General features: G+C 39.9%; 12 protein-coding genes and 1 riboswitch. Of the genes, 6 read left to right on the top strand and 6 right to left on the bottom strand.

Annotated elements, in window-relative coordinates; genetic code table 11:
- Nucleotides 1-148 precede the first annotated feature (148 nt).
- The 4 genes from CVU62_01020 to CVU62_01005 all read right to left on the bottom strand — a co-directional run bounded on the left by CVU62_01020 (nt 149) and on the right by CVU62_01005 (nt 4,759).
- Nucleotides 149-535 carry a response regulator gene (locus tag CVU62_01020; protein ID PKN38813.1) on the bottom strand — a complete coding sequence of 129 codons (387 nt, stop codon included), beginning with the start codon at nt 533-535 and terminating at the stop codon, nt 149-151.
- A 1-nt stretch (nt 536) separates the two neighbouring features.
- A complete protein-coding gene (locus CVU62_01015; protein ID PKN38812.1) occupies nt 537-2,240 on the bottom strand; it encodes a hypothetical protein in 1,704 nt (567 codons plus the stop codon).
- A 154-nt stretch (nt 2,241-2,394) separates the two neighbouring features.
- Nucleotides 2,395-3,567 (bottom strand): hypothetical protein, encoded by a 1,173-nt coding sequence (locus tag CVU62_01010; protein ID PKN38811.1) that lies wholly within the window; start codon nt 3,565-3,567, stop codon nt 2,395-2,397.
- A gap of 4 nt (nt 3,568-3,571) precedes the next feature.
- Nucleotides 3,572-4,759 (bottom strand): hypothetical protein, encoded by a 1,188-nt coding sequence (locus CVU62_01005; GenBank protein PKN38810.1) that lies wholly within the window; start codon nt 4,757-4,759, stop codon nt 3,572-3,574.
- Nucleotides 4,760-4,865: 106 nt separating this feature from the next.
- Nucleotides 4,866-5,010: riboswitch (TPP riboswitch) on the top strand.
- 98 nt (nt 5,011-5,108) lie between these two features.
- Between CVU62_01005 and CVU62_01000 the strand changes: the two genes are divergently transcribed.
- Together CVU62_01000 and thiE are read left to right on the top strand one after the other, a co-directional pair.
- A complete protein-coding gene (locus tag CVU62_01000) occupies nt 5,109-5,912 on the top strand; it encodes a hydroxyethylthiazole kinase (GenBank protein PKN38809.1) in 804 nt (267 codons plus the stop codon).
- Nucleotides 5,913-5,914: 2 nt separating this feature from the next.
- Nucleotides 5,915-6,544 (top strand): thiamine phosphate synthase, encoded by a 630-nt coding sequence (gene thiE / locus CVU62_00995; GenBank protein PKN38808.1) that lies wholly within the window; start codon nt 5,915-5,917, stop codon nt 6,542-6,544.
- 57 nt (nt 6,545-6,601) lie between these two features.
- On the opposite strand, the gene CVU62_00990 is transcribed toward thiE, so the two are convergent.
- Both CVU62_00990 and CVU62_00985 read right to left on the bottom strand, forming a co-directional pair.
- On the bottom strand, nt 6,602-8,260 hold the full coding sequence (locus CVU62_00990) for a hypothetical protein (protein PKN38807.1): 1,659 nt from the start codon (nt 8,258-8,260) through the stop codon (nt 6,602-6,604).
- A 161-nt stretch (nt 8,261-8,421) separates the two neighbouring features.
- Nucleotides 8,422-8,874 (bottom strand): acyl-CoA thioesterase, encoded by a 453-nt coding sequence (locus CVU62_00985; protein ID PKN38806.1) that lies wholly within the window; start codon nt 8,872-8,874, stop codon nt 8,422-8,424.
- A 231-nt stretch (nt 8,875-9,105) separates the two neighbouring features.
- On the opposite strand from CVU62_00985, the gene CVU62_00980 reads away from it, so the two are divergent.
- The 4 genes from CVU62_00980 (at nt 9,106) to CVU62_00965 (ending at nt 12,176) form a co-directional block, all read left to right on the top strand.
- Nucleotides 9,106-9,351: a hypothetical protein gene (locus CVU62_00980; GenBank protein PKN38805.1), complete on the top strand. Its 246-nt coding sequence runs from the start codon at nt 9,106-9,108 to the stop codon at nt 9,349-9,351.
- Between the two features lie 132 nt (nt 9,352-9,483).
- Nucleotides 9,484-10,527: an alpha/beta hydrolase gene (locus CVU62_00975; protein ID PKN38804.1), complete on the top strand. Its 1,044-nt coding sequence runs from the start codon at nt 9,484-9,486 to the stop codon at nt 10,525-10,527.
- Nucleotides 10,528-10,609: 82 nt separating this feature from the next.
- Nucleotides 10,610-11,353, top strand: coding sequence for a multidrug ABC transporter ATP-binding protein (locus CVU62_00970; protein ID PKN38803.1), 744 nt, complete (start codon nt 10,610-10,612; stop codon nt 11,351-11,353).
- A 7-nt stretch (nt 11,354-11,360) separates the two neighbouring features.
- The gene (locus CVU62_00965; GenBank protein ID PKN38802.1) at nt 11,361-12,176 is read left to right on the top strand and encodes a hypothetical protein; all 816 of its coding nucleotides are present in this window, start codon (nt 11,361-11,363) and stop codon (nt 12,174-12,176) included.
- Nucleotides 12,177-12,214 lie beyond the last annotated feature (38 nt).

The raw sequence follows: 12,214 nt of genomic DNA, 5'->3' as shown, positions 1-12,214 counted from the left end.
CGCCTTGTTATCCTTTGACCGGGTGTGCAACCAAAGGGCGCACAATAAAATAATGTTTTTACCCTACCGGGAAGTGACGCCCTACAGGCGTCAACTTCCAATCGAAATGGTATCAATATGCTATTAATAAGATGGGGATAAACCAAGGTCAAGGTTCTCCGAGGATATCCAGGATAGTCTCTATAAGTTTTTTTGTCCGTACCGGTTTGGGCATTATATAGTTATTCCCGATTTTATTTTCATTACGGTTAGCAATATCATCACTCGTTGCCAGTGCCGTAACGAAAAGAATGGGGATGTCTGCTGTAGTGATATTTTCTTTTAAAGCTGCCGCTACATCTTCACCGGGCATGTCCGGCATGAATAGATCAAGCAGAATAATATCCGGCAATTCATTTTCAGCCAGTTCTATTCCGTCTTTACCGTTAGTTGCCACTAATACATTAAACCGTCCATCCCGCATAAGATTTTTCTGGATGAAATAACAAAAATCAACTTCGTCATCAATGATTAACACCCTGATTTTATCTGCCAAATTACACCTCCACTGTTGTTGTTATTTTAATTTTAGGCTGGAGTTTTACAAAAAAAGTTGTTCCCTTATTTTCCATGCTTTCAACGTCAATAGTGCCGCTTAATTTGTCCATGATCATATGGGCAATGCTCAATCCCAGACCTGTTCCTTCATTAACCGGTTTGGTAGTAAAAAATGGTTCGAATATTTTCGACATGTCTTCCTTAGGGATTCCTTTACCGGTATCTGATATTTCCACAACAATCATTTCATCTCCAATGCTGAAAAAATCATCTGGTGCATAACCGGTTTTATAGCCTATTTCAGTAATTAGCCGCTTATAGGCGCGAATTGTCAGTTTCTTTTCCTTGCTGTCTTTCGTGGCATCAATCGCATTGTTAATAAGATTTAAAAATACGTGTTCCAGCATGTTGTAATCACCTGCCACTTCCAACGAATCGTTATCATAATCGCGTTGAACGATAATACCGTTTTTTTGAATTGTTTGTTCCGCAAGCACCAGCACATTGTTAAGCAATGGACGGAGGGGAAGCTGAGTGATCTTATATGCCGATTGTCTGGCAAATGATAAGATGTTCTTAATGATATTATCTGCCCGATCAGCTGCCTTAATGATTTTTTCTATAGATTCATGGATCTGGAGGTTATCAGAAGGTAGATTGTTTTCCAAATAATCTACCCCCATGTAGATAATCTCCAGCGGATTCCTGATTTCATGTGCAATACTGGATGCCATTCGTCCTAGAGCGGCCATTTTATCCTTTTGTATTAATTGGTCCCGCGTTTTTTGCAACAATTCAACAGTTTCATTTAGTATTTTCTCTTTTTCCATCCGGTCAGTGATATCTTTTGAAATAATGCAGACCTCAAAAACATCCCTTGTTGACGAATCTCTAATCGGGCTCAGCGTGTTAGCAAACCACTTGCCGTGATTTTTATCATAGGATTCATACTGCACCATATCATTATTTTGATATACTGATCTTACATAGCTCAATGTTTTTTCCGTTTGAGTTTCATCTTCGTTATGAAGCTGTGAAATTGTTAAACCGAGGAGATTATTTTCATCCTTATATCCGTAAAATTTGACTAGTTTTTGGTTCGCAAATATAAACTTCCCATCATAATCAACAATACACATTAACACATCCGTAGCCTGGACGATTTTTTCGTATCTCTCCCGGGCTTCATTAATTCGGATGTCTTTGTCTTTCAACCGCGTTGTTATGAGAAATCCGTAAAATACTGCAATGATGATAATGAAAGGAATTTGAATTAAATAACTGATGGATGAAGGACCTGTTAATAATCCCCTTTGATATAACAACCAGCCGTAGATAAAAGAATAAAAGAGAGTATTTATCATCAGGTATCCGAAATTGGAGCTCATGGTCGTTAATGAAATGATGAAAAAAAACATCAGGTATAATTCCGAGCCGACATATCCGGAAAGATAAATTCCTGCCGGCAGCAAGATACTGTCGGATAAGATAAATCCGTAGAAAATTTTATCATCGTAGAAATATTTATCCGGAATGTATGCAACAATCAGGTTGGTCAGCAGGTAAACGGCAATAAAAATATATCCTAAAGATTCCCACTGCTTTACCGTTGTCGGTGAAAGAATAATAAAATAAGAAGTTATGACAATGACCGCAAGGCGAACAAGAAAAATTGTTTTTTTTCTGGTTAGTGGCTCTGCCATTATTGCCTCTTTGGTTAGATCTTAGTATTACGTTTAGGCATTATAGCACAAAATTAATTATTTTGTGTGTAAATGAAACGATAAAACAAAATAATTATTCGTGTAAATATACTTCAATAATTGTATCCAATTTGCAAAATGTATTAATCGTTTTTCAGGATTTTTGTTTTTTCGGTTGGTAAATAAAGTAGAATAAAAATATCGAAATGAAAGCCAGAGCGCCGAAGATAAGAAAAGCGGGCGTATAAGAACCTGTGTTATCAAAAATTTTTCCGGCTAAAGGAGGCGCTAAAAATCCGGCAATTGCATTGGAGAGAAAAAGAGTGGAATATATTGTTCCCATTTTTTCTGTTCCGTAGTGGTTGGCGATTTCAGCGGCATAAAGAACAAGACAGGCGCCATAGTTAAAACCGGCAAATACGACAAAGAGAAAAAAAGTCAGATCATTATTAACCGTAAAAGCCGCGGCAAGGCAAACAATAGATGTGCTTATCAGCGATAATAATATCGCCTTTTTCCCCTCCAGAAGGCCGCCTATAATTCCCCATCCTATTCTACCGATGGCATTAAAAAACGCCAGAATACTAACAGCCGCTCCGGTCACAACTAAACTCAAGTTTAGAGAAAGACCAAATGGTTTAATATTACCGATAGTCATTAATCCTATACACAGGCAGGGGAATATGCCGCAGAAAAGTCCCCAAAAGTTGCGGTCTTTGAAAAGTTCGATGGTTTTAATATCAGCGGTAAGGGATTTGTAATCTTTTTCCTGCCGCGGATTTTGTAAAAACATTGCGGCTATAGGTACAATTATCAGAAAGACCAATCCCATATATTTGAAAATATCCAGCACACTTACTTGATGAGACAATAAATATTCACCGATCAAGGAAATAATAATAGGGCTGCCTCCATATCCGGCAACGACAATACCGGTTGCCAGACTTTTATGTTTAGGAAACCATTTGACTGAACAGACGATAGGGCAGACGTAACAGATACCAACACCGGTGGCGGCGCAGACGCCGATCAGGAAAAGCAGGGCATAAAATGATCCGCTGGAATATCCGGCCAGTATATAACTGCCGCTGAAGATAATACCGCCGATCAAAACAGGAATTCGCGGACCCAGGCGATCCTGAATACGTCCTCCGGCGAAAATACACAACGTAATTATAAACGAACCGATGCCGAAAATTATTTGTGTTTGTGCAATGGTAAGGCCAAAGCTCTGTTTTAATGCGGGGACAAAAGTGCTCCAGGAATAACCAACACCCAAGCATATTTGAATCAGTACGGAGGATATAAGTATTATATATTTAGTCATAAGTCTAGGATTTGACTTGCGCAGGAATATAAGGACTTATTAGATATTTTTTGGCTTCTATTCTGGCGGCACCTTCCCCACCTTCTACTTCCAATGCCTTAGAATAATACTCTTGGGCCTGAATCCTTTGTTTGCGAACGTCGTGAATCATTCCCAGGCGCACAAAAGCCCAAACCCGAACCCGGGCATTATAGAATGATGTATCCTTTAGAGCATTTTGAAAATACTCTACGGAACGATCGTATTCTTCCTGGTTAAAAAGAATTCTTCCCATTAATTGATTGTAACGTGTTTGGAGTTGGGGAACAAAAGGAGGAACACACACCTGAATATTTTTTTCGATTTGTTTGGCTATGCCGGACGCTTCCTCAAATCGGTGAAGGTCGGCAAGAATACTGCTCAGAGCAAATAAAAAATTATAATTATTGGGGAATTTTTTATTTAATTCCCGGGCAAAAGGTAAAGCTTTTGCCGGTTGTTTTTCAAAATTCAAATAATCAGAGGATAGTTCGGCCTGCGCGAGGTCCTTGAGCAAGGATCCTTTTTTGGCCGCCAATTCCAGTTCCTGAAGCCCTTTTTGATGACTTCCGGGAATAATAAGGGCTGAAGACAGAAAGCGGATGATGCCAGAGACATGTTTGAGATGATAATGAAACAAGCCCATGAGGAAATATGTATCATAGTTTTGGTTCCCATTCCCTCCCTTTGCTTTTTCCAAATAATCCCATATATTTGAAGTCTCTTGCGCTAAAACGAAATAATGTTTTTGATGAATTGCCCATTGAATTTTGACGATTTTAGCCAAGGCCATGGCAAAATAAGCCTGATTGTCTTGAGGATTGTTCTTAATCCTTTTTTCTCCTTTGGCCAGAGATTCTTTGACATAACTCAGCATAGCCTCCTGATTTGTATCCCTATCTTTAATATCAAAACTCATCTCGGAAGAAAACCAGTGGAGGACTGCAAGAAAAGCGTATCCGGTAGGATTTTCCGGTTCAAGATCTACGGCCTTTTTTATGCAGGCATAAGCGTCGGCTGTTTCCAGATTAAAAGCTTTATCAATTCCCTGACGTAAGTATGAATGAAATGTATTCAGCTGCAGTTCCATCGCTTCTATTTTTGTTTCATGGAGAAAAATTAGACAGAATGAGCAAAGAACAAGAAATAAGTTTTTAGATGTTATTATTTTCATGGGTTCAACTTTTTCTTACAATTGTTTTAGTAATATAGATAAAGGGTAATCTTAGTCAAGAAATATTCTTTAAAGCTGGTTGACGAAATGTAATTATGTTGATAGATAATAAAAAAAGGGGTGGCCCGGAATATGTAACCTTTTGTGACCTTTGACTAATAAGGTAATAAAAGTGACAAGCCGAGTCTGAGATTATACCCATTGAACCTGATCTGGGTAATGCCGGCGTAGGGAGAAGAACTTATTAAATAACCCTTCCCGATATATCAGTCGGGAAGGGTTTAATGTTTAGTATGAATTGATTGTTTGATGCAACTTACATATAATTAAAAATATGGAGAGATAAATTATGAACGTGACGGCAACTGAAATATACAGATCTATAGAAATGATTTGTCGCCAGGCTCCGGTTGTGCATAACATTACCAATTATGTGGTAATGAATAATACAGCCAACGCTCTACTTGCCATAGGCGCATCTCCGGTTATGGCGCATGCGAAAGAAGAAGTAGAGGAAATGGTAAATATTTCTTCTGCACTGGTCATCAACATAGGCACATTGAGTGAACACTGGATATATTCTATGTTTAAAGCTGTCAGCCAGGCCAGAAAAAAGGGCATTCCTGTTATTTTAGATCCAGTTGGCGCTGGAGCTACCGCTTATCGGACAAAAACAGCAAGAGAACTTATTCATAGTGAACCGCCGACTATCATTCGGGGTAATGCTTCGGAGATTGTAGCTCTTTATGATGACAAATCAAAAACTAAGGGTGTGGACAGCGCCGCATCTCCCGATGCCGCGATCGATATAGCGCAAAAATTAAGTGAAATTCATAAATGTGTTATCTGTGTCAGTGGAGCAACCGATTACATTGTCAGTAAAGAAAAAATTATAAAGATTAAAAATGGTCATCCGCTGATGACAAAAGTTACCGGATTAGGCTGTACGGCATCAGCGTTATGTGGCGCCTTTGCTGCTGTAGAAAAAAACCCTTTTGCTGCAACGGTTAAAGCTATGGCGGTTATGGGCATTGCCGGAGAAATGGCTGCCTCTGCTGCCAAGGGACCTGGAAGTCTTCAAACCAGTTTTCTTGATTGTCTATATTGCATAATAGAAGATGATATTAAGCAACGTTTAAAAATAGAGGATTAGTTATGCACGGATTATATCTCGTGACGGATCGTGGTCTGTGCGGGGAAAAACCTTTAGACGAAGTTGTTATTCGTGCGGTTAAAGGTGGTGTTGCTTATGTGCAACTGCGTGAGAAAGAAATTTCCACCCGGTTGTTTGTAGAAGAAGCAAAGAAAATTAACAAACTGTTAAAGTCTTATAAAGTGCCGTTGATTATAAATGACCGCGTTGATGTAGCTTTAGCCTGCGGTGCCGAAGGCGTGCATATCGGACAGGAGGATATGCCTTATGAAATTGTCCGTAAACTCATGGGGAGAAATGCAATAATCGGTCTATCTGTGGAAACATGGGAAGACGTTGTGGCAAGTCAGAAACTCGACATAAGTTATATCGGAATCAGCCCGGTTTTTGCCACGCCTACCAAAACGGACACAAAAGGCACCTGGGGGTTGGACGGTCTTGCGAAAATCAAAGCTTTTAGCCGTCATCCCCTGGTTGCCATTGGCGGTCTTAATGAATCTAATATAAAAGAAGTTGTAAAAGCCGGCGCTGATTGCATTGCCGTTGTATCGGCAATTTGTGAAGCTGACCAGCCTGAAGCAGTGGCCCGCAGACTGAATGATATTATTCAGTCTGCATTAAAAAACAGCTAAAATGTTTTAGCTTACTGGTATTCGATCAATTATTTACATTTCAGAAGTTTGCGCACATCAGCCCTCGGCAGGATTGGAGAAGTTCTGTTTTCTTTTAATGGATTCTAATGCTTTCTTGGCCGCCTGTCTTAATTCAACGGTATAATACCATCTTATCCCCAAAAAGGATTTTGATTCGGCGATTTCCGAAAGAGCTGGTATCGCTTCAGGTGAACCTATATATTCAAGGGCGGCGCAAATCTTTTCCTGCAACGCTGTCTGATCAATTGGCGTAAGTTTGGGTGGTTTTTTCAACATATTAAGAAGTGGCGTAACTGCCTCAATACATTTTACCTTGCCGAGCATTTCAATGATATTGAGCTTGAATTGATTGTCTGCTTGAGCCAGCGCAGACAGGAACAACGTTCCCCGTTGATCTCCTCCTATCTGAAAGATGCTTTTCAGTGCTTCCATTTGGACTTTATTGTTTTCGTGAATTAAAAGGGGCTGAAGCATATGGGCACTGGATTCACTACCGATACGGCCGAGTAAATAAGCCAGATTACGTAAATAATACCATGGAGCATTTTTAGAAATTCGATCCTTAATGGCTGGTATAGCACTTTGTCCCATTCCTATAATGAGATGCATAACACGTACACGTTCGTGGCTGTCGCTGACATCCCGGACCATATCCAGTAAGTTGTTCAGTATAGCGTTACCAAGTCTTAACAATATTTGATTAGCTTCATTCTGTTTATTTCTTTCGTTGGTGTGATATTCCTTAAAGAGGATCAAGCGATTGTCTTCTGACGCCAGATTCCGAATTATTACCGAAGATATTTCTCTTACCGGATTATCTTTTTTCAGGGCTCCTGTGTTGATATTATGGAAAACATCCAGAATCGGCACGACATCTTCAAAGCGTCCCTGCCTGATGAAAATATTCAGAAGTCTTTGCAAACTGATACATATTTTTTCATAGGAGGAGGTTGCTGATGTTTCCAACTTAATCCACTCAACCAGACGACCTGATAAGCTTCCCACTAATTCGTTTTGGCGTTCAGGTGGCAAAGATTCAATGATTATGGAAAATTTATCAGATGCCTGAGATCGAACCTCGGCCTTTTCACTGAACAGATCTTCGACCAGACGGCCATTGACGTTTCCCACGTTGGTAATGCCCTCAGCTGTTTGATCTTTCGCGGCAGCATCGGTTTTAAATGTGTCCAGCTGGGAAGGTTTGTTATCATTAACATTAAAGCCGGAGATGATTTTCTGATCTTTATCCATAGATACATATACTCTTTCATTCAGATAAATATGCAGAATGCTTTTCTCCGCCATGATCTTGGGCAGGCCACCTTCGTCTTTTAACTCCTCCGGGTTTTTAGAAAGGTATTTTATAAAAATTCTGAGTTCCTCTTTTTCCAATCCTTTATCAAAAGAGATGCTTTTAACGCCGAAATTGAGAAGAATGTTCAGCAAGGTTGTAATCTGAACTTTTTCTCTGTCTTTCTGATCCAGGTATTTTCCCCAGATTAAAAATCTTCTTTCTGATTCCGCGATGATTATCGGAGACTTTTGTTCAAGTATATCAATAAGGCTTAAATGCAGTTTTTCAATAGTGTTCGCAATTGCCGGGCTGGCAGGAGGATAAAGAATAAAATTTCTTATAGCTGTGTGCAAGATGCCGAGCGTGTCCAGCATTTTTATTTGTAAATTAGTATCTAGCATTGTTTCCTCCAATTAGAATCAAGAGATGCCTTAATGTTTAAATAATAAGAAAAGTGTAATTATGTGTCAAGGGAAATAACCGGTAAAATATAATAGCTGTTGAGTGATTTGTAAATTATTGGTTTTGTTTATGACGGATTATCAAACAGAAATATTTAAGTCTATCCTGCTTTGTTTTCATGTTTGAGAATTTCCTCTTCCTGTTCTTTGGGCAATATTTCAAATGCAGCCATAACATTTTCGGGTATGGAACGAAGCCTACCGGTTTGGACATCAACGAAAACCCAATCGGTTTCGCCTTCAACCAGAATGGCATTGTCTTTGATACGAATGATTTTATATTTGCGAAGAGATTGTACCCGGCGAAAGTCTGATACCCATGTTAAAATTACAATTTCTTCTCCAGTAAATGCCGGTCGTATGTATTCTACATGATGTGCCCGGACAAGCCATGTCGCGCCGACGTCCGTCGTGGCTTTTGTGCATCCCTGACTTTCCGAATGAAGAATGGCGGCATACTGCATCCAGCGTAGATATTCAAGGTTGTTTACATGGCCGTTTATATCCACGGCATCTTCTGTTACTGTTAATTCATATCGATATATTTGTGGCATATCGCATCTTACTCCTTATTACATGTTAATAATAAATTGACATAATTTATGTTTTCATGCCTACAATAATCAATAACATTTTGCAACTCAGCATAAAAAATCTCTGCTTAGCACGGTGCTTCTCTTTTATATATATAATAATGGTAACAAGTAAAAAAATAGAAGTCGAATATTACCGATAAAAAATTGTTTTAAGGAAACTTATAATTAAATTAATGGAGGACCGAAGAAATGAAAAACGAAAAAGGTGTCTCGACATGGGCTATAATTTTGATAATCGCGATATTCATCGGTGCCGTTATTTTATGGTCCAAATATTTTGCCAAGCCGATGGCGACAGTTATGATGGGTGGTGCTGAGCAGGCTCAACCGGCGATTGAAAAAGCTCATAAGGCCAGCGACGCAGTAAGTCAAACTAACAAAGTCACTGATGAGGCGGCGAAAAAAGCAGGTGATGATATGGAGAAGGAAAAATAGCAGGTGCAGAGCGGCAAACATAGACATGGTGTGTCATGTTTTTACGGTCATAATTTTATTGACACTCCAGACCGAAATTTTTATAGTTCCGCCAGTGTTAAAGCAAGATCGTGAAACAGGAGAGGGAAGATTATGAGAAATGTAATGCTTAAAAAACCTTTTTACAGTGGAGTGGCGATATTTCTTATGCTTATAATGCCGATATTTTCGGTATATGCGTCAAGTTATGAGTCAAACCCTATGTGGCAGAAAGAGCAGTCCTTTTTACCTGAATATATGAAATTCAACGATACCTATCGGCCATCGGAAGAAACTTGGGTGTGGAATGGTCATAAAATCCATATTGATTATTTTAAAAACGATAAGGCGCAGGCGAAGTTGATTTTACTGCATGGTGTTGGCACTAATGGACGCCAGATGTCACTAATAGTGGGTGGTCCTTTATGGAAAAGAGGTTATGAGTGCATTGCTCTGGATATGCCGGGTTATGGCATGACGGAAGTTAACCCTGACCGGCCAATAACCTACACGGACTGGGTACAGATTGTCAGTGATTTTATCGATTCCGAAAGAAAGAAGGATAATCGGCCCATCATTTTGTATGGATTGAGCGTGGGAGGCATGCAAACCTATCATGTGGCTGCGAAGAACGGTCGCGTCGAGGGTATTATAGGCATGACATTTCTGGATCAGCGGATAAAAATGGTCCGAGATAAGACAGCTTATAATTTATTTATGAGCCGGGTGGGTGTTCCTTTTGCCGGGTTATGCTCTCATATTCCGCTATTGCGCAGTATGAAGATACCCATGCGAATGGCTTCGAAAATGTACACTCTGGTGAATAATGAAGAGGCTCTGAAAATTTTTCTATCTGATAAATCATCGTCAGGAAATTGGATGTCTATGCTTTTTCTGGCGGATTACATGAAATATTTCCCGGCCATTGAACCGGAAAATTTCACCAATTGCCCTGTGTTGTTAACCCAACCAGCACAAGACAGATGGTCTCCTCTGGAATTGAGTCAACCCTTTATCGAAAAATTGACCAAGGTAAAAGTGAAGGTAGTGATGCTGGAAAACGCTGGTCATTATCCGCTGGAACTGCCGGGCTTGAAGCAAATGGAAAATGCGATTGTAAACTTTGCTGAAGAAATAGTTGGTAATGTTGATAAATAAGTAGAATTTCTATCAGTAATAGATGCAATTTATACCCACTAACAAACATCAGTAAATAAGCCGCAAATTTTGCAGTCAATATTTGATTGACATGCCCGATCGGAGTACATATATTTCGTTCATGATTGAATTAAACGCTGCAACCAAAAGATATGGTTCTCTTGTTGCCGTTGATAATGTTTCTTTTTCCGTTAAGGCTGGCGAGTATTTCGCCCTTCTTGGACCCAACGGTGCGGGAAAGACCACAATCGTTAAGATGCTCCTGGATTTTACACAGCCGACATCGGGAAGCTTGTCAATAAACAGTATTCCCAGCACAAACGCGGACAGTCGTGCTGCGGTTGGTTATCTGGCAGAGAACTGTCATATTCCTCCTTATCTTTCCGGATGGCATTATCTACAACGTTGTGCGGAACTATTGAATATAAACCGGTCTGATGCACGGGAACAATGCCGGCGTATTGTCGAAAGTATCGGTATGCAGGGCAGGGAACACACCAAATCAGAAACCTATTCCAAAGGTATGATTCAAAGATTTGGAATCGGCGCCGCGCTCATAGGAAATCCGAAGCTGCTGATTCTCGATGAGCCAGTCTCCGGACTTGATCCCATCGGGATAAGAGAAATACGCCAGCTTTTAGAATCGCTTAAAAATCAGGGAATGACGATTTTTTTGAATTCGCACCTGCTGTCTGAAGTCGAAAAGATATGCGATAACGCTGCAATCATCAATCGCGGCAAGCTTCTGGTGAAAGACAAAATTTCCGCTTTGGTCAAGGAAGGCGATTCGTTGGAAGATGTGTTTGTCAGATATGTGAAAGGGTGATGTAAAAATGCCGAAAGCATTTTCTTCCATTATTAATATCGTGAAATATACCATTGCCGATGAAGTGCGTCAGAGAAGCTTTATCGTTATGTTTGTTATATCTGTCATTTTTGTTTTTCTTATTCGGGGTTGTTATCAAGGCAATTACATGGTTAACGGTCAAGACCTTGACGCTGAGGCAATAGTAGGGACAGTATCGAAAATAACCTTTCATATTATTGCCGTTGTTGTGATGCTTATAGTGGCGCTGCTTTCCATGCGCGTGTTCAAGCGTGACAGGGATGAAGGAATGCAGTCGTGTATTTTTTCCAAGCCGATAACCCGTAAGCAGTACGTTACCGGCAAAATACTCGGGCTGTGGGCGCTGTCTTCGATATTCATGTTCATTCTTCACGCCATTATATTCCTGACTGTATTGATAAAGTTGAATGTTGTTATGCCCGGCTATCTTGCTGCATCTCTTTTATCTTCTTTCAATCTGCTTTTTGTGGTTATTGCCGTACTGCTTTTTTCTCTGCTGATGCCTGATATTGCTGCTTTTCTCTGTGTTATGGGTATAAGTATCATCAGTTTTGTGGCTGACGGGATATTTTCGATAAGCCATCATCCTCTGGTTCATATTAAGTCAGGCTGGACAGGTTGGGAAATAATTTATTATTTATGGCCGAAAATTTCCGGCACACAACATTTTGCGTCTTCGTTTATCGACAGTGAAGGTTCCCAAGGGTTCTTATATATTTATCCGTTCATCAATGTCATTATTTACTGCTTGATACTGGGTGTGTTGTTGTTCTGGTGTTTCAGGAACGAAGACATAATTTAATTGCCCATGATTTGTTAATCTGGGGCTCTTGTGGCGGC

The sequence above is a fragment of the Deltaproteobacteria bacterium HGW-Deltaproteobacteria-2 genome (assembly GCA_002840505.1).
Lineage (GTDB): Bacteria > Desulfobacterota > Syntrophia > Syntrophales > Smithellaceae > Smithella.
This window is presented reverse-complemented; position numbering and strand designations above follow the sequence as displayed.